The sequence below is a fragment of the Martinezella lusitana genome (genome assembly GCF_014207095.1).
In the GTDB taxonomy this organism is placed as follows: Bacteria; Pseudomonadota; Alphaproteobacteria; order Rhizobiales; family Rhizobiaceae; genus Rhizobium; species Rhizobium lusitanum_B.
The window spans coordinates 62558-79760 of record NZ_JACHBG010000014.1; the positions used below are offsets into that span (position 1 = coordinate 62558).

Here is a 17203-nt window from a genome sequence, read left to right on the forward strand (position 1 = left end):
TGATGGCGCTTTCGCCAGAAATCTTCCGCTAGAGGCTCTCCTTGATGGAGGTGTTCGATGCGAACCTCTCGGTCAACATAGGATCAGCCGACTACAGCCCGTAAATCACGAAGCCTTGGAAGGCGAAATGAACTCGCAAACCAGGATCAGTTTTTCGCAAACCGCAGATTAGGCTCGGGAGAGATATTGATGAGATTTTTATTGTAAGATCAACATCTTCCGATGGTGAAAGCAATGGGATTCGAACCCATGACCTACTGATTAAAGGGCTTTAGGTAGGCGCGCGCTGCCGCAGGGCCTGCCGCGGGTCCAGCCGATCATCGAGCCCGATAGCATTCCTTGCCCTGCGTGCATGCCGAGAATGCCTTGAACGGAATCCAAGCCTAAGGTTTAATGCGTTTATCGATTTCGGCTTTCACGGACAGGCCTTCACGGTTGCTTCGTGCTTGTAGACGCTAACCCACCAGTGAGGTGACGATGTTTGGAGAAGAACTCGATCGCGTTCGCAAAGTCTCGAAGGAGACGGGCTGCGAATCATGGACATCCCTAGACTACCAAAATCACATACTAAACTACCTGATGGAAAACCGTGATCGCGGCTTCGAAGGGGTGATTGAGATCGGCTGCTACAAGGGTGGGCTTTCTGCAATGCTGGGCTTCATATGTCAACAGTTCAAATGGCCATTCTTTGCGGTCGACATCGATGAGAATTCCATCTTGTCCACTCGTCGGCTTCTCTCTTCGCTGATGCTCCTTGAGAACGCCACGATACACCACGGCACGCTAGCGTCTTTCGCCCGGACGGCGGTCCTGAAACAGCGACCGGTGTTGATCATCCTTGACGGTGACCATCGATATGAAGCTGTCGTGGACGATATCCAAATGGTCTATTCTCTCAACAAGCTGCCGCTGGCCGCCGCCTTTCACGACTACAGCCTGCGTCATCCTTCATCGGGAGAAAAGGTCGATCAGGCAGTCAAGAATTGCTTTGGCGATTGGCCTATTCAGCACATCGGCGCGCTGATGGATGGCACCGGACCGTATCCGACTCGCGAGCGTCCCGCTGAGGACGGCCATTGGTGGGATGTGCCGGGTTACGAAGGGGCGCTGGTACAACTACCTTCGAAGTTGACGAACATGGTAATTGAACCGCAGCCGGTGCTGCAGCGCAAATCACTGTTGTCCAGCATTTTGCGGCGTTTGGGCGCGAACTAATCGTTGCACGGCCGAGCAGCGCTCCGGTAATCTGCTTTCCCAGCTTTTCGAAGCTGGTTTTTCGCTCTGTATATTCTCGGACAATTCAGCTTCCCCCAAAGCGCTCAATTACAGGTAGATCATGGCGGGTGTAACATCGATGATGGTTTGAGACTACGCCTTCGGGGCGTTGGGTTTTGGCTATCAGGGCGTTAAACGCAATGTAAATACGCCTTGGGTTGAGATACCCGTGGGGCAAACCTTCGATCCGCAACAATGGACCGGACCAACGTCCGACGAAGTGACGATTCAAGGTGTCTTGTTTCCCGAAGAGTTCGGCGAGCAATCGCAGCTTGACGGCATTGTTGCCGCATCCATGGCGGGCACGGAAATGATGCTTGTCAGCCGTGATGCAATGGAAGGCGCAATTCGCAGCATGTTCACGGTGCAATCCGTCGAGAAGGATCAATCCTATCACGACGCGCGCGGCGCGGCGGAACGCCTATGTCATTTCGCTAAACCGAGGCCGGGCAGATGAGGCAGCGGGAATTGCACGCACGAAACTCCTGCCAACATCATGGTGCGAGACTATCCACATTTTGGCAGGAGTGGAGATGAGCGGCGGTAATTCTGCGCGAAAGGTAACAGGTAGCATGTTCTATGCGCCGTTCATGTTCCACGGAACTGCCGTTAACCCTTGGAAACGCCTGTAAAACAAGGAACTTGATGTAGCGCCTGCAAATGCCGATGGCGCATGATGTTCACCAATTTTGCCAACCCAACTTATTGAAAAGCTTGGCAATTTTTGGTGAGAGCGATGGGATTCGAACCCATGACCTACTGATTAAAAGTCAGTTGCTCTACCGACTGAGCTACGCTCTCCCTCTCCGCGGGCATTTCCGCCCCGGCTGGAAGTGCGCGGAACATATGCAGACGCCCCATTGCGGTCAACCCATAAAATTGCGGTTTTGGTGGCTCCGAGATGCTTTTCCTCATCTCCAGACAGTCGAATGCGGCCGTTTCCCGCAAATTCAGCGGGAAACGGGGCATGAGCCTGAGATTCGAATCTATGGGGAAAACAACGCGCAACGACAATGCAGCTTAGTCCAGCCGGAACAATCGTAACAATTTCCCTCAATAATGACGGTTGCAATCGAAGGATAGGTTCGTTCGTTCTGCAATGATTTGGGGTGCGAATCGTTTTTGGTGTATATCGGTTATTGTTAACAACCCGTCGGGTCCTCAGGAGGTTCTTTTATGGAAGACGCACACGTCGGTTGGATTGCAGCAATTATCATTGGCGGCCTGGCAGGCTGGTTCGCCGAGATGATCATGAAGAGCAACACAGGCATTGTCATGAACATCATCCTCGGCATCGTTGGCGCTCTCGTCGCCAGCTGGCTGTTTGGCGTTCTCCATATCGGGCTGCCGTTCCACGCCTGGTTGAACTACCTGATTACCGGCTTTATCGGCGCCTGCATCCTGATCTTCATCGGGCGCTTGATCAGGAGATAACGGCGCATCGGGGCAAGACCCCACCTTAGGGATGAGGAGAAGGGAAGACGGACACCGTCTTCCCTTTTTTGTTGCATTCGTTTGAAGTCCGCACGCCAAAGGCCTTTTCAACTCCGTCCCCAGCCCTATTTATGGAGATGGAGCCGAAAAGGAGGTTGGAAGATGACGGAAAACACCAATCGGATACCGGCGCGCAAAGTCGTTCGCGGTCGCCCCTACAGCATCGCCGAATTTGCTCGAAAATACCGCCTCGACGACGATGAAGCCGAACGCCTGTTTTATAAGTTCGGCCCTTCTGCTACCGAACTGGACCTGTTGATGGCCGCCAAGCGGAAGGTACCTTACCTCTCCTAGCGCGCTGAGCGCCAATTCCAGGATTGCCCGTAGGTAAAGCAAGTGGCAGATGGAGGATACCCCATCTGCCAGTTCGGCAGATTGTTGCAATGACGGAATCTGTGCTCCGGGCGCCTATTCTGATATATCACGATAGATTGCCTTCGGCGGCGCGAGATGACACTGTGTGCTATATCGACCCGCTTGGACTCAACGCATGCAGAATTCGCTTAGCCACCTCGCCTATCTGGCGCTCGAGCATCAGATCGTGACGCTTGCCCTTGAGCCTGGTGCATTTGTTACCGAAAAGCAGCTGATCGAGATGGCAGGTCAAGGACGCACGCCGGTGCGCGAGGCGATCCAGAAACTTGCCTGGCAGGGATTGATCCATGTGCGGCCGCGCGTCGGCCTGCAGATCTCGGAGATCCGTCCCGACGATCATCGCCACGTCATGCAAGTCCGGCGAGAACTGGAACCGATTGCGGCGGCGCTGGCCGCCGTGCATGCCAGAGAGGAGCAACGCGAGGCACTGCAGATATGCGCCCATCGGATGGCAGAATGTTCTGTGACTGGCGACCTGCCCGGCTTCTTTGCGGCCGACAAGACATTCGACGAGATTCTTGAGGACGCCTGCCCCAACAACTTCATTACGGCAGCCCTTGGACCTGTACAGACGCATGCACGTCGGCTCTGGTATTCAACCGGCACGTCCGATCGCATGGACCATTCCATCGCAATGCATGTTCAGGCTATCGAAGCCATTCGAGCGGGTGACGCGGAAAACGCCCGCTCGGCGATGGCGGCGCTGCTCGATCATCTGAGCGGCCTATGAAAAAGCGGCCTCGTTTTCGAAGCCGCCCTCTCTTTCCGATTGTCTATGCCAGCCTAACCGACGAAGGCCCGTTCGATCACAAACTCGGCCGGCTTGCTGTTCGCACCTTCGGTGAGGCCTGCCTTTTCGAGCAGATCCTTCGTGTCCTTCAGCATCGCAGAAGAGCCGCAGATCATGCCGCGGTCAGTTGCGATGTCGAGGGCGGGAACGCCGAGATCGCTGAAGAGCTTGCCGTTCTCGATGAGGTCGGTGATACGACCCGTGAAGGGGAAATCCTCGCGGGTGACGGTTGCGTAGTGGCGCAGCTTGTCGCCGACAACTTCGCTGAGCAGCTCGTCGTTGCGGATTTCCTCAACGAGGTCGAAGCCATATTTCAGCTCGGCGACATCTCGCGTCGTATGGGTGAGGATGACTTCCTCGAACTTTTCATAGGTCTCGGGATCGCGGATCAGGCTTGCGAAAGGTGCAATGCCGGTGCCCGTCGAAAACATATAGAGCCGCTTGCCCGGCGTCAGCGCGTCGAGCACCAGCGTGCCCGTCGGCTTCTTGCGCATCAAAACCTCGTCGCCGGGCTTGATGTTCTGCAGATGCGAGGTCAGCGGACCGTCCGGCACCTTAATGGAAAAGAACTCGAGCTCGTCGGCCCAGGCGGGGCTTGCGATCGAATAGGCGCGATAAAGTGGTTTACCGTCAACCATCAGGCCGATCATGGCAAACTCGCCCGAACGGAAGCGGAAGCCTTGCGGCCTCGTCATGGTAAAGCGAAAGAGCCGGTCGGTATAGTGTGTGACGCTCAGCACCTTCTCGGCGAAAACGCCGGCGGGGACTGCTGAAGCAAATTCATCTGATTTGGCGGGGGCGTTCATTCTGTCTCGGATCCCGTATTAATCTTACACGTCTTTCCTGGCAGGCTCATTACGCGATGCTGATATTATAATATAGCCGGTTTTGGAAGGCATTCCATTCCATCCGGCGGCATGGGACTGAAATATGTATATTCCAGTCAAGATTCCAGATCGCCGACATTACATATATCGAAAGGCCTGAATACGGCAATCCGATGCTGTCAAATTGCCGCAAGCCATCGACATCAGGCCGATTTTGCCGGCAGTCGCCGCCAGCTATAGGCCTGCCCGCCCTCAGCGCGGCGTGCCGTTGGCTGATAATAGTGCGGAATACCGGGAAGACGGTTTTCCGACAGCCGCTTCAAAGCCGTTTCGTTGGTGACTGCGAAACTATCAATGCCGACGCGCAGCATCAATGGAATCTGATCGATCAGCACATCGCCGACTGCCCGCAATTCGCTCGCATAGCCAAGGCGCTGGCGCAGCAGCGAAGCGTGGCTGAAGGCACGGCCATCGTTGAAGGCCGGAAACGCAACGGCCACGATCGCGAGGCGATCAAGATATGGCTGAAGCCTCGTCACATCGTCTGCCGGCTTTATGACCACACCAAGGCCAGGCTCGTTGCTGTCTTCCGCCTTTGCGATGAGGGCATCGAGGCCAAGCAGCGGCTTTTGCGTCTCCGTTGCCTTCACCTCATCCGTTTCGATCACCCACGGATCGCTTTCGACAAAACCGGTTTCCCGCCAGATCTTCGTCATAATCATCTCTCCTTACGCTGCTTCCGCTGCCGAAGACGAGCCATAGAGCGCCTCCTTGAACGGCTGCGGTCCGACACGGCGATAGGCGTCGAGGAAAATCTCTGAGGGATCCAGGCGCAAACCGAGATAGGTATCGACGATCGTCTCGATGGCATCGGTCACCTTGTCGGGCTCGAAGCCGCGGCCGATGATTTCGCCAATCGACGTATTTTCGTCGCCGGAACCGCCGAGCGTGATCTGATAAAGCTCGGCCCCCTTCTTCTCGACGCCCAACAAGCCGATATGGCCGACGTGATGGTGGCCGCAGGCATTGATGCAGCCGGAAATCTTGATCTTCAGCTCGCCGATTTCAGCCTGACGTTCCGGCGAGCCGAAGCGCGTGGAAATTTCCTGCGCAACCGGGATCGAACGGGCATTGGCGAGAGCGCAATAGTCGAGGCCGGGACAGGCGATGATATCGGTAATGAGGCCAGCATTCGCCGTTTCGAGGCCAATGGCGACCAGCCCGCGATAAACCGCTTCGAGATCGGCGAGCGCCACATGTGGCAAGATGAGGTTCTGCTCGTGACTGACGCGGATTTCATCGAAGGCATATTCTTCGGCGATGTCGGCCACAGCATCCATCTGCACATCCGTAGCATCGCCCGGAATGCCGCCGATCGGCTTCAGCGAAATCGTCACCATGCCGTAGTCGGGGTTCCTGTGTGGCTGGACGTTCTGTTGTACCCAACGGGCGAAGGCGGCATCCGCCTTCTTCCAGCGAGCAAGGCTTTCCCAGCCTTCGGCGCGCTCAGGCAGCGCCGGCGGCTCGAAATAGGCCGCAATCGCCTGAACGTCGGTTTCAGGCAGCTTCAGTTCTGTGTCCTTGAGCTTGTCAAACTCGAGCTCGACCTGGCGCGCCAGTTCTTCGGCGCCGATTTCATGGACGAGAATCTTGATGCGCGCCTTGTACTTGTTGTCGCGGCGGCCATGCAGATTGTAAACGCGCATGATTGCGGTCGTGTAGGACAGGAGATCCTCCTCCGGCAGGAAATCGCGGATCAGCTTGGCGACCAGCGGCGTGCGTCCCTGCCCGCCTCCGACATAAACGGCAAAGCCGATCTTGCCCTCGGCGTTCTTCTTCAGGTGCAGGCCGATGTCATGCACCTGGATCGCGGCGCGGTCGCGCTCGGCGCCGGTGACGGCGATCTTGAACTTGCGTGGCAGGAAGGAGAATTCCGGGTGAACGGAAGACCACTGCCGCAGGATTTCGGCATAGGGCCGGGGATCGGCGACTTCATCGGCCGCAGCGCCGGCAAAATGGTCTGCCGTCACGTTGCGAATGCAGTTGCCCGAGGTCTGGATCGCGTGCATTTCGACGGAAGCGAGGTCGGCCAGAGCGTCTGGCATCTCGGAGAGTTTCGGCCAGTTGAATTGCAGGTTCTGCCGTGTCGTGAAGTGGCCATAGCCGCGGTCGTACGTGCGCGCGACATGGGCGAGCATGCGCATCTGGCGCGAGCTCAGCGTGCCGTAGGGAATGGCGATGCGCAGCATATAGGCATGCAGCTGCAGATAGACCCCGTTCATCAAGCGCAGTGGCTTGAAGGCATCTTCGGAAAGCTCACCCGAGAGGCGTCGCTCCACCTGATCGCGGAACTGTGCGACACGTTCCGCGACAAAGGCATGGTCGAATTCGTCGTAACGATACATGATTTCCTCGGGACTTCTCAGACTGCAATGAATTCGGGATCGGCGGCGGCGTAACCCGGCGCATATTCCATCGTGGGGCCTTCGGCACGAATGCGCTCGCGCAGGCGCAGAGGCCAGAGCTTGCCATCGGTTTCGCGAACGTCGACGAGATTGACGTCGACGACCTTGTTGTCGGCATAGGCCTGCTTGCCGATCGCTTCCAGTGAGGCTTCGGCTTCGGCGTGGCGTGCAACCAGCGCCTCCTGCAGCGATGTCGCCCACTCACCATTCGCGTTCAGCCAAACGGCGACGCCATCGGTGAGCCGGTTTGCGGTCAGAACCTTGTCGACCATCAATCAGCTCCTTGCATAGTCATGAGCGACGGTCTCACGACGGACCAGCGGCTCGGATTGTTCAAAATTCGCACCGGCGACGGCATCGCCGATAATAACCATGACCGGCCCGCTCAATTCCTCGCGGTGCTCGAGGTCTGGAAGATCCCGCAATATACCATGCATCAGCCGGCGGTCACGACGGCTGGCGTTCTCGATAACGGCGACGGTCGTTTCCGGCGGCAGCCCGGCTTGCATCAGGCGGCCGGCAACAGAAGCGGCCACGGTGCGCCCCATATAGACGGCGATCGTCGCACCCGACACGGCCAGGCTTGCCCAATCGGGCAGAACATCGCCTGTGAGATCGTGACCCGTGGTGAAGACCAACGACGAGGCGACGCCGCGCAGCGTCAACGGCAATTCGAAATCGGCAGCGGCAGCGAAAGCGGATGTGATGCCGGGAACAATCTCATAGCCGATGCCGGCGGCACGCAGAGCTGCCATTTCCTCGCCCGCGCGGCCATAGACCAGCGGATCACCCGACTTCAGCCGCACCACGCGCTTACCTTCACGGCCGAGCTGCACCAGCAGATCGTTAATCTCTTCCTGCGACTTGCTATGGCATCCCTTGCGCTTGCCGACCGACAGGCGCTCGGCATCACGGCGGCCCATATCGACGATCGCCTGCGGCACGAGCGCATCATAGACGATGACATCGGCTTCCATCATCACGCGCTGAGCCCGCAGCGTCAGCAGGTCTTCGGCGCCAGGACCTGCGCCGACCAGCCAGACGCGACCCTGGACATCACCGGATGACCGCAACAGCCGACCGGCTGCCTGCTCCGCCTGCGAGAGATGGCCGGCGTTGACGGCGTCAGCAACCGGTCCGGAGAAGAAGCGACGCCAGAAGACACGGCGCGCTACGCCGCGCGGCACGAGATGCTCGACCGGCTTGCGGAAGCGCGTCGCCAGTTCCGCAAGCTTGCCGAGCGAAGGCGACAGCATCTGATCGATCTGCGCCCGGATCATCTGCGCCAGCACCGGACCGGCGCCTTCCGTGCCGATGGCAACAGCCACGGGCGCGCGGTTGACGAGTGCCGGCGTATAGAAATCGCAATAGTCAGGCTGATCGACGGCATTTGCGGGAATTCGCTCGGCACGAGCCGCGTCGACGATCCGGCGATCCGCCTCTGCCTCACCGGTGGCAGCGAAAACAAGCGTCGCGCCTTTGACTTGATGCGAGGAGAACGCACCACGTACCGTCTCGATGCTATTGGCGATGAGGAATGCGTGGTAATCAGCCTCCGGCGCCTGAACATAGGCAACGATCTTTGCCCGGGTGTTCATCAGCAATCGTGCCTTGGCAAAGGCCTCATCACCATCGCCAAAAACGGCCGCAACCCTTCCGTCGATACGGAAGAAGGCGGGAAACACCGAAAGCTGTTCAGTCCTGGGAGGCATCGTCATTCCAATTCGAAGTTCGCTGAATATCGCCTCAGCGGCCAAGAGATTGAAGAAACAGAAATTCTAATGCCCCTGCATGAGCGTATTCTTTTGCTCGACATGGCAAGGATTTGAGCAAAACTCACCAGGCGAGCAGATTGATTTAAATACAGGAAATCTATAGACTTTTAGAACTCACTATAACCCTCGGCGATTTCATTGCCTGTGGCAAACGGTGCCCTATTGTCTTTTGCGCATTCCGCCCGACGGGTAATCCCGCTAGATTGAACGAAATTTTCCGGAGCATTTCCTTGTCGGACAACACGATCGCAGCCCGCCTTCTCGACGTCGTCGAACATGACATACTGCCGCTGACCCGAGAAGGGGTGGCGGCAGGAAACAAGGTTTTCGGAGCGGCCATCCTGCGCAAATCCGACCTCTCTCTTGTGATTGCCGAAACCAACAACGAGTTGGAAAACCCGCTCTGGCACGGAGAAGTGCATGCACTGAAACGCTTCTACGAATTGGGCGAGAAGCCGGCGACCAAGGATCTGATCTTCCTGTCGACCCACGAGCCCTGCACCATGTGCATGTCGGCCATCACCTGGGCTGGTTTCGACAATTTCTATTATTTCTTCAGCCACGAGGATTCCCGGGATGCCTTTGCAATCCCGCATGATCTCAAGATCCTGAAGGAAGTCTTCGGTCTGGAGCCGGGCGGCTATCGCCGAAGCAATGCGTTCTGGAACAGCTTTGCGATTTCCGATCTTGTCGAGACGGAAGCGGATCCACGCAAAGGTGAACTGAAGGGGCAGACGGCGCGTATCAAGGCGGCCTATGCCGAACTGTCCGACAGCTACCAAGCGTCGAAGAGCGACAACGACATCCCCCTGAACTGATAGAGCAAGACCCGAGGCACCGATGGAAGCATCGCGAGACATTTCCCGTCTGATCGACATCATGGCGGCGCTGCGAAATCCCGAGAGCGGCTGCCCTTGGGATATCGTCCAGACTTTCGAGACCATCAAGCCCTATACGATCGAGGAGGCCTATGAGGTTGCGGATGCGATCGAGCGCAAGGATAATGACGATCTTTGCGACGAGCTCGGCGATCTCCTGCTTCAGGTCGTATTCCATGCCCGGATCGCCGAAGAAGCCGGAGCCTTTTCCTTCGGCGACGTCGTGCATGCCATCACCCGCAAGATGATCCGCCGCCATCCACATGTCTTTGCCATCTCCGATGCCAAGACCGAAGATGCGGTGACGCTGCAATGGGATCGGATCAAGGCGGAGGAAAAGCGCGAGCGGGCCGAACGCCGCGCCAAGAGCGGCATTACGGAGGATTTCAAGGCTGGCTACCTGGGCTCGGTGCAACGGACCTTCCCTGCCCTGACAGAAGCTTTGAAGCTGCAGGAGCGCGCAGCCAAAGTCGGCTTCGACTGGTCGGCGCCGGAACCGATCCTCGACAAGATCGAGGAGGAGATCGGCGAGCTACGGGTAGCGCTCGCGAGTGGCGACAAAGCGAAAGTCAGCGATGAACTCGGCGACCTGATCTTCGCCGTCGTCAATATCGGCCGCCATGTGAATGCCGATCCGGAGCAGGCCCTACGCGGCACGAACACCAAGTTCCGCCGCCGCTTCCATCACATCGAGACGACACTTGAGGCCGAAGGCGAGACACTTGAGGGTGCCTCGCTGGAGCGCATGGAGGAAATCTGGCAGTCGGCCAAGGCTATCGAACGGCAGCTGACGAGCGTCAAGACGGCGTAAAGCCGCCTACTCCCAGTCCTCGCGCTGCGGCTTCGGGCCGTTGCCCATGCGCCGCTCCAGTTCGACCGCCTCGGTTTCCGTCAGGCGCACTTCAAGCGTCACCGTGCCGTCCTCGTTATCCTCGCGGTTATCGACGATGGCGTGATTGTAGAGCCAGGGTAGCAGCGCCAGCTTTTCGACAGGCAACGTGATGGTCGTTTCCGTCAAAACGCCGGAGAGACGACGGCTGATTTCATCCATCAGGCGATCGACACCCTCGCCGCTCTTCGCAGAAACGGCAAGGACGTTTTCCGTCGTCGATGCCTTCTGAACGATGGCATCGTGTGCTTCCGGCTCCAGGCGATCGATTTTGTTCCAGACCTCGAGAATGCGCTCGGCGCCTTCGGCCTCGCCGATGCCGAGATCGCCAAGGATGCGCATGACATCGGCGCTCTGGGCCTGGTTGTCGTCATCCGAGAGATCGCGCACATGGAGGATGAGGTCGGCTTCCAGCACCTCTTCCAGCGTCGCACGAAACGCCGCCACAAGGTGAGTCGGCAGATCGGAAATGAAACCGACGGTATCGGAAAGGATGACGGTGCGGCCGTGCGGCAGCTTCATGCGACGCAGCGTCGGATCGAGCGTCGCGAACAGCATGTCCTCAGCCAGAACGCCGGCGCCCGTAATGCGGTTGAACAGCGTCGACTTGCCGGCATTGGTATAGCCGACCAGCGCAACGATCGGATGCGGCACCTTCCGGCGCTTGGCGCGATGCAGCTGACGAGTTCGGACGACCTGCTCGAGCTCTCGCTCCAGCCGGATGATCCGCTCCTGCAGCATGCGTCTGTCAGCCTCGATCTGCGTTTCCCCGGGACCACCCATGAAACCCGCGCCGCCACGCTGGCGCTCAAGGTGGGTCCAGCTTCGAACCAGACGGCCCTTCTGATAGTTGAGATGCGCAAGCTCGACCTGCAGCGTGCCTTCCTTGGTGGAGGCGCGGCGTCCGAAAATTTCAAGAATGAGGCCGGTACGGTCGATGACCTTGGCGTTCCATGCCTTCTCGAGATTGCGCTGCTGCACCGGCGTCAAGGGATGATCGACGATGACAAGCCCGGCATTGAACTCGTCGAGCAGTGCGAGGATTTCCTCGATCTTGCCGGTGCCGAGCAATGTCGCCGGGCGCGGATCGTTGATCGGGACAATCGAGCCGTTGACGACCTCAAGGTCGATGGCGAGCGCAAGACCCTTGGCCTCTTCCAGCCGGCTTTCGGGCGGGCGCGAGACGGAAATGGCGCTATCGGCCTGAGCGGAGCGCGCCGCACGCGCCTGTTTGAGCACAGGCACGACGACAACAGCGCGCATGTCATCCCGGTGCTTTACGGTCTCCGGGATGAGGGAATCATTTTTGGTATCGCGTGTCGTGATAGTAGAAAGTCCTGGTTAGGATGCGGCTTCTTCGCTCTCGAACATCTGCATGGGCTGACCCGGCATGATCGTCGAGATCGCATGCTTGTAAACGAGCTGCGAATGGCCATCGCGGCGGAGCAGAACACAGAAATTGTCGAACGAGGTCACGACACCTGTGAGCTTCACACCGTTAATCAAAAAAATTGTCAGTGAAATCTTTTGCTTGCGAACAGTATTGAGAAACAAGTCCTGCAAGTTCTGAGAACGTTCCGCCATCGCGCCGCTTCTTTCTTTTTTGCCGACCTAAGTCGGTGAAATATCATGATATACAGAGACCCCGGGACCGGAGATGCCCTCATTCTCTCCTACCCAGCGCATGTTGGTATCAAATCGCAGTCTTTTCCGCAACGTCGAAAAAGGCTTCGCGAATTTTCTGTGACATGCTGCCCGGATGGCCGTTGGCAATGGTTTCGCCGTCGATGGAAACGACCGGAAAACATATGCTTGTCGCCGCCGTGATGAAAACTTCGCGCGCCTTCATCATCTCCTCGACGGAGAAAAATCGCTCCACAATCGTCACGTCGAGCTTGGCCGCGACATCCATCAGGGTCGTGCGGGTGATGCCGCGCAGAATGCCGTGCTCGGCCGGACGCGTTACGAGATTTCCGTCATGATCCACAATCCAGACGTTGGTGGCGGCCCCTTCCTTCACCATACCGTTGTGGTCGATATAGATCGCTTCCTGCGCGCCGGCTTCCTTCGCTTGCTGGCGGGCCATCGCGTTCGGCAACAGGCCGACCGACTTGATATCGACGCGATCCCAGCGGTTGTCACGGACGGTGATCGCCTTGATACCGTTTGCGTTTTTCTTCGCGATGACGGACTGGTCCGTGCTCTTGGCGGTGACGACGATCGAAGATGGCGTGCCGGCCGGCGGGAAAATGTGATCGCGCCGGGCAACGCCGCGCGTGACCTGCAGGTAAAACAGGCCGTCGCGGACGTGATTGCGGCGCAGCGTCTCGCGAATCACGAGAACGAGCGCCGCGCGCGCCATCGGCCAGGCGATGCGCAGTTCGCTCAGCGAGCGGTTGAGCCGATCGAGATGGCGCGTCAGATCGACGATCACGCCATGACGCACCTCGCAAACCTCGTAGACGCCATCGGCAAACTGATAGCCGCGATCCTCGATATGCACCGTTGCATCGCTATGATTGACGTAGCGGCCGTTCACATAAGCTATTCTCGGCATGGAAGCCCCTGATCAAAATTCCGTATATTCCGAAGCGCCCGGTAGCCGTTCAGACCCCTAGTGACTTCAGCTTGCGATGCAGCGCCGAACGTTCCATGCCGACAAATTCCGCCGTGCGCGAGATGTTGCCGCCGAAGCGGTTGATCTGGGCGATGAGATAATCGCGCTCGAACATTTCGCGCGCTTCACGCAGCGGCAAGGTCATGATGTGATAGTCGTTCTTGGCGGAAACCTTCGGCAGCATATCGCCAAGGTCGGTCGGCAGCATTTCGGCGGTGATCGGCGTATCGGCTCCATCCGAGCGCGCCAGGATCATCAGCCGCTCGATATTGTTGCGCAACTGGCGGATATTGCCCGGCCAGTCATGCGCCTGCAGCACCGCCATTGCGTCGTCGCCGATCCGGCGCGGGCGAATGCCGGCCTGTTCGGAAATCTGGCGCATGAGCTGGTCGACGAGGAACGGAATGTCCTCGCGTCGTTCGGCAAGTGCCGGAACGCGAACCGGGACAACGGCCAGGCGATGATAGAGATCTTCGCGGAACAGGCCCTCGGCAATGTGGCTTTCAAGATTGTAGGCCGTGGACGAGATGATGCGCACGTCGACCTTCACTCGCTTCGAGCCGCCGACGCGCTCGAACTGCTGATCGACCAGCACGCGCAGGATCTTGTTCTGCGTCTCGCGCGGCATTTCACCGACTTCATCAAGATAGAGGATGCCGCGATGAGCCTCTTCCAGGGCACCGATCTTGCGCGCCTGTCCCGGAGAACCTTCCGTGCCGAAGAGCGCGATTTCCATGCGCTCCGGGGTAATCGCTGCTGCATTCAGCGCAACGAAAGGACCGTTGGCACGGGTCGACTTCTTGTGGATCATCCGGGCCACCAGCTCCTTGCCAGAGCCGGAGGGGCCGAAGATCATGACGCGGCTGTTGGTCGGCGCCACCTTGTCGATCGTCTGGCGCAGTTGCGAGACGGCAACCGACGTGCCGATCAATTCCACCGCATCGCCGGTGCGGCGCTTCAGCTCCGAAACCTCTCGCTTCAGCTTTGAGTTTTCCAGCGCGCGCTCGGCAATCAGAATCAACCGGTCAGCCTTGAAGGGCTTTTCGATGAAATCGAAGGCGCCGCGCTTAATGGCGGAGACGGCCGTCTCGATATTGCCGTGACCGGAGATCATGACGACGGGCAATTCCGGATGGCGCGCCCTGATCTCGTCCAGCAGCGCGAGGCCGTCGAGCTTGCTGCCCTGCATCCAGATATCGAGGAAGATCAGCCGCGGCGCTCGATCCGAAATAGCGGCAAGCGCGCTGTCGCTATCATGCGCCGTGCGGGTTTCGTGCCCCTCATCCGAAAGAATTCCCGAAACGATTTCGCGAATGTCTTCCTCGTCGTCGACTACGAGAATATCAGATGCCATAGACGCTTTCCTTATCGCTTGCTGTCTGGGCGACGGTAGCCTGCTCACGGCGTGGCAAATGCACGCGGATCATGGCTCCCCTGCCCTGGTCGAAATCGGCGGGGGCATCGTGGAGCTCCAGCTGCCCGCCATGGTCTTCAATGATCTTCTTGACGATGGCGAGACCGAGGCCCGTGCCCTTGTCCCGCATCGTCATATAGGGTTCGAGAATGCTGTGACGGTTCTCCACCGGCAGGCCGCGGCCATTGTCGATGATGTCGACGGTAAAGCGATCGCGATCCTGATCCAGAGATGTGCGCACCAGAACTTTCGGCTGATCGCGCGCCTCGTCGCTTGGCACACCTTCGATTGCCTCGACGGCATTCTTGATGAGATTGCCGAAGGCCTGGCCGAGCATGCGGGCATCGAACATGCCCTCGAGCCGCTCGTCGCCCAGCTCCCGTTCGAACTTGACGTGGTTGTTGCCCATTTCGCGCAGGAACACCGAGTCACGCAGGATATCGCGCAGATCGCTAGGCTCCATCGTCGGCTTGGGCATGCGGGCGAAAGAAGAGAACTCGTCGACCATGCGGCCGATATCACCCACCTGCCGGATAATCGTATCTGTGCACTGATCGAAGACCGGCCGATCGACTTCGGCGATATTCTTACCGAAACGCCGGCGGATACGCTCGGCGGAAAGCTGGATCGGCGTCAATGGGTTCTTGATTTCATGAGCGATGCGACGCGCGACGTCTGCCCAGGCGGTCGAGCGCTGCGCAATGACCAGATCGGTGATGTCATCAAGGGTAATGACATAGGATTCATTGGCATCGCGCGATTCCTCCCGCGTCACCTGAACACTCAGCGTCCGCACCGTACCACCGCGCACCAGGCTGATCTGCTTGCGGAAATCGTTTCGATGGCGCGTCGTCGCCTCGGTGACGACCTGCTCGACCTCGGGTGCGATTTCCGCCAGGTTGTGGCCGACGAGTTCGTCGCTCGTCAGTCCCAGCAGATCTTCTGCGGAAATATTGACGATCGCGATGCGGCGATCGTGCTCGACACCGATCACAGCCGCCGTTACGCCCGACAGCACCGCCTCGATAAAGCGGCGACGGTCATCGACCTCGTCCTTGGCTTCGAGGATTTCATCGCGCTGCGTGCGAATTTCCGAGATCATCTTGTTGAAGGTGCGCGACAGGCTGCCAACGTCGCCATCTGCCGAGCGCACCGGGACCAACACGTTCATGTTGCCGGAGGCAACATTGTCCGCGGCACTGATGAGAAGGCGGATCGGCCGTACGATACGGTCGGCGATAGCGATTGCAGTCCAGATCGCGGCCAAAAGCACGATCAGCGCAAAGCCGATATAGAGAACTGCAAAGGCGATCTGCAGGGACATGCGCCCCTCTTCCATCGCCTTGTATTCAGCGGTGTTGTCCTCCACCATCCGCATGGCGTTCATCACGCGCGGATCGACGGCACGCACCGTATAGAGGAAGGAGCCAGGGATTTCGTCGAGCTTGATGACCGCACCGACGAGATTGGTCACGCCGGGCGGAATGAGCGTCGGCTGACCATTGGCCGATGAATCCAGCGCATCCTTCGGGATCGCCGGCAGCGGCCGTTCTGTCTTGATTTCGGCCTGGACGATGGCAGTGCCGTCACGGCGCACGAGGAAAGCGCCGAGCAAGCCGCGTCCGCGGGCCTGGCGCGTCATCAGATCGGCAAAGCCGGTGCGATCGAGGCTGTAAAGCGAACGATTGCGCTCCAGATCGTTCGCCATCGACACCGTCTGCCCCTGCAGGTAGCTGGCGTTCTCCATCAGATAGGCTTGAGCGACATTCTGCGAGGAGCTGATGATCTGCTGCGTGCGCACGCCGAACCAGCGATCGAGACCGATATTCAGGGTGAGGCTTGCGACGATGGCGACCAGAATGGCCGGCGTGATCGCCACGACGGAGAAAAGTGCAACGATGCGGATATGCAGACGCGCCGCCGCGCGGCCTCGGCTACGTGCCTTCATCAGCCGTGCGACTTCGCGCACGATGAGTGCGATCAATCCGAATACGAACAGGCCGTTGATGACGACGGAGGTAAAGACGACCGAAGACGTCGGGGCAACCGGCGTCAGGCCGAGAAGCATCAGCAGCGTGGCGATCGCGCACAGAAGCGCGCCGCCGGCCAGAACAAGGCCAGGTAGGGCAAAGGAAGCACGACGGTCTGTCACCTTGACAGCCGCCTCGTCGCTCGCCGCCGGCGACACCGCGTCCTTGATCATTCCCATCATCTCCACGCCCGAACGACGATTGGCAGCCTTGCCGATCCGCGCCCCACCAATTCGGCTAAAGCACAAGCGACAGGCTAGGCCGAAACCGTCATCCGGTTTCGCCAGAAAGCGAAACCATTAACTCAAATCATCTCTGCAACACATTGAAAAATCGCACGAAGTCCCATCTCAATGGAAAAACGCCAGATGAAT

General features: G+C 58.6%; 17 protein-coding genes and 1 tRNA gene. 7 read left to right on the plus strand and 11 right to left on the minus strand.

Going from position 1 to position 17203, the window contains the following annotated elements; translation table 11 throughout:
- The first annotated feature begins 477 nt into the window (after positions 1-477).
- Entirely contained in the window at positions 478-1215 is a 738-nt protein-coding gene (locus GGD46_RS23260; protein ID WP_184708412.1) for a class I SAM-dependent methyltransferase, read from the plus strand.
- A gap of 169 nt (positions 1216-1384) precedes the next feature.
- On the plus strand, positions 1385-1732 hold the full coding sequence (locus tag GGD46_RS23265; RefSeq protein ID WP_246806453.1) for a phage tail protein: 348 nt from the start codon (positions 1385-1387) through the stop codon (positions 1730-1732).
- 268 nt (positions 1733-2000) lie between these two features.
- On the opposite strand, the gene GGD46_RS23270 is transcribed toward GGD46_RS23265, so the two are convergent.
- Positions 2001-2076, minus strand: a tRNA-Lys gene (locus GGD46_RS23270).
- 375 nt (positions 2077-2451) lie between these two features.
- Here GGD46_RS23270 and GGD46_RS23275 point away from each other — a divergent pair.
- From GGD46_RS23275 to GGD46_RS23285, 3 genes are all read left to right on the plus strand, one after another.
- Complete coding sequence (locus tag GGD46_RS23275; protein ID WP_184708414.1) at positions 2452-2709, plus strand: GlsB/YeaQ/YmgE family stress response membrane protein; 258 nt, start codon at positions 2452-2454, stop codon at positions 2707-2709.
- Positions 2710-2871: 162 nt separating this feature from the next.
- Positions 2872-3063 (plus strand): hypothetical protein, encoded by a 192-nt coding sequence (locus tag GGD46_RS23280; protein ID WP_184708417.1) that lies wholly within the window; start codon positions 2872-2874, stop codon positions 3061-3063.
- Positions 3064-3259: 196 nt separating this feature from the next.
- Positions 3260-3874 (plus strand): GntR family transcriptional regulator, encoded by a 615-nt coding sequence (locus GGD46_RS23285; RefSeq protein WP_184708419.1) that lies wholly within the window; start codon positions 3260-3262, stop codon positions 3872-3874.
- A 53-nt stretch (positions 3875-3927) separates the two neighbouring features.
- Here the strand turns inward: GGD46_RS23285 and GGD46_RS23290 are convergent, their stop codons facing one another.
- The 5 genes from GGD46_RS23290 to cysG all read right to left on the minus strand — a co-directional run bounded on the left by GGD46_RS23290 (position 3928) and on the right by cysG (position 8944).
- Complete coding sequence (locus GGD46_RS23290; protein WP_184708421.1) at positions 3928-4740, minus strand: ferredoxin--NADP reductase; 813 nt, start codon at positions 4738-4740, stop codon at positions 3928-3930.
- A 224-nt stretch (positions 4741-4964) separates the two neighbouring features.
- Entirely contained in the window at positions 4965-5477 is a 513-nt protein-coding gene (locus GGD46_RS23295) for a DUF934 domain-containing protein (RefSeq protein ID WP_184708423.1), read from the minus strand.
- Positions 5478-5489: 12 nt separating this feature from the next.
- Positions 5490-7166, minus strand: a complete 1677-nt coding sequence (locus tag GGD46_RS23300; RefSeq protein ID WP_184708425.1) for a nitrite/sulfite reductase — start codon at positions 7164-7166, stop codon at positions 5490-5492.
- Between the two features lie 17 nt (positions 7167-7183).
- On the minus strand, positions 7184-7498 hold the full coding sequence (locus GGD46_RS23305; RefSeq protein WP_184708427.1) for a DUF2849 domain-containing protein: 315 nt from the start codon (positions 7496-7498) through the stop codon (positions 7184-7186).
- Positions 7499-7501: 3 nt separating this feature from the next.
- Entirely contained in the window at positions 7502-8944 is a 1443-nt protein-coding gene (gene cysG / locus GGD46_RS23310; RefSeq protein WP_409527708.1) for a siroheme synthase CysG, read from the minus strand.
- Between the two features lie 287 nt (positions 8945-9231).
- On the opposite strand from cysG, the gene GGD46_RS23315 reads away from it, so the two are divergent.
- Together GGD46_RS23315 and mazG are read left to right on the plus strand one after the other, a co-directional pair.
- Positions 9232-9819, plus strand: coding sequence for a deaminase (locus GGD46_RS23315; protein ID WP_184708431.1), 588 nt, complete (start codon positions 9232-9234; stop codon positions 9817-9819).
- A 22-nt stretch (positions 9820-9841) separates the two neighbouring features.
- Positions 9842-10690, plus strand: coding sequence for a nucleoside triphosphate pyrophosphohydrolase (gene mazG / locus GGD46_RS23320; protein WP_184708433.1), 849 nt, complete (start codon positions 9842-9844; stop codon positions 10688-10690).
- Positions 10691-10696: 6 nt separating this feature from the next.
- Here the strand turns inward: mazG and hflX are convergent, their stop codons facing one another.
- The 5 genes from hflX to GGD46_RS23345 all read right to left on the minus strand — a co-directional run bounded on the left by hflX (position 10697) and on the right by GGD46_RS23345 (position 17002).
- On the minus strand, positions 10697-12031 hold the full coding sequence (gene hflX, locus GGD46_RS23325; RefSeq protein WP_184708435.1) for a GTPase HflX: 1335 nt from the start codon (positions 12029-12031) through the stop codon (positions 10697-10699).
- 78 nt (positions 12032-12109) lie between these two features.
- Complete coding sequence (gene hfq, locus GGD46_RS23330; RefSeq protein ID WP_003539403.1) at positions 12110-12352, minus strand: RNA chaperone Hfq; 243 nt, start codon at positions 12350-12352, stop codon at positions 12110-12112.
- A 109-nt stretch (positions 12353-12461) separates the two neighbouring features.
- Positions 12462-13325 (minus strand): D-amino-acid transaminase, encoded by an 864-nt coding sequence (locus tag GGD46_RS23335; protein ID WP_184708436.1) that lies wholly within the window; start codon positions 13323-13325, stop codon positions 12462-12464.
- 49 nt (positions 13326-13374) lie between these two features.
- The gene (locus GGD46_RS23340; RefSeq protein ID WP_184708438.1) at positions 13375-14739 is read right to left on the minus strand and encodes a sigma-54 dependent transcriptional regulator; all 1365 of its coding nucleotides are present in this window, start codon (positions 14737-14739) and stop codon (positions 13375-13377) included.
- Positions 14729-17002 (minus strand): PAS domain-containing sensor histidine kinase, encoded by a 2274-nt coding sequence (locus tag GGD46_RS23345; protein WP_184708440.1) that lies wholly within the window; start codon positions 17000-17002, stop codon positions 14729-14731. Before GGD46_RS23345 ends, GGD46_RS23340 begins: the two co-directional genes overlap by 11 nt.
- Positions 17003-17203 lie beyond the last annotated feature (201 nt).

Excerpts from the sequence above, each read along its gene's own strand:
- GGD46_RS23345 (WP_184708440.1), bottom strand. The coding sequence starts at position 17,002 with ATGATCAAGGACGCGGTGTCGCCGGCGGCGAGCGACGAGGCGGCTGTC.
- cysG (WP_409527708.1), bottom strand. The coding sequence starts at position 8,944 with ATGACGATGCCTCCCAGGACTGAACAGCTTTCGGTGTTTCCCGCCTTC.
- GGD46_RS23275 (WP_184708414.1), top strand. The coding sequence starts at position 2,452 with ATGGAAGACGCACACGTCGGTTGGATTGCAGCAATTATCATTGGCGGC.
- hflX (WP_184708435.1), bottom strand. The coding sequence starts at position 12,031 with ATGCGCGCTGTTGTCGTCGTGCCTGTGCTCAAACAGGCGCGTGCGGCG.
- mazG (WP_184708433.1), top strand. The coding sequence starts at position 9,842 with ATGGAAGCATCGCGAGACATTTCCCGTCTGATCGACATCATGGCGGCG.
- GGD46_RS23285 (WP_184708419.1), top strand. The coding sequence starts at position 3,260 with ATGCAGAATTCGCTTAGCCACCTCGCCTATCTGGCGCTCGAGCATCAG.
- GGD46_RS23290 (WP_184708421.1), bottom strand. The coding sequence starts at position 4,740 with ATGAACGCCCCCGCCAAATCAGATGAATTTGCTTCAGCAGTCCCCGCC.
- GGD46_RS23295 (WP_184708423.1), bottom strand. The coding sequence starts at position 5,477 with ATGACGAAGATCTGGCGGGAAACCGGTTTTGTCGAAAGCGATCCGTGG.
- GGD46_RS23340 (WP_184708438.1), bottom strand. The coding sequence starts at position 14,739 with ATGGCATCTGATATTCTCGTAGTCGACGACGAGGAAGACATTCGCGAA.
- GGD46_RS23335 (WP_184708436.1), bottom strand. The coding sequence starts at position 13,325 with ATGCCGAGAATAGCTTATGTGAACGGCCGCTACGTCAATCATAGCGAT.
- GGD46_RS23300 (WP_184708425.1), bottom strand. The coding sequence starts at position 7,166 with ATGTATCGTTACGACGAATTCGACCATGCCTTTGTCGCGGAACGTGTC.
- hfq (WP_003539403.1), bottom strand. The coding sequence starts at position 12,352 with ATGGCGGAACGTTCTCAGAACTTGCAGGACTTGTTTCTCAATACTGTT.
- GGD46_RS23280 (WP_184708417.1), top strand. The coding sequence starts at position 2,872 with ATGACGGAAAACACCAATCGGATACCGGCGCGCAAAGTCGTTCGCGGT.
- GGD46_RS23260 (WP_184708412.1), top strand. The coding sequence starts at position 478 with ATGTTTGGAGAAGAACTCGATCGCGTTCGCAAAGTCTCGAAGGAGACG.
- GGD46_RS23305 (WP_184708427.1), bottom strand. The coding sequence starts at position 7,498 with ATGGTCGACAAGGTTCTGACCGCAAACCGGCTCACCGATGGCGTCGCC.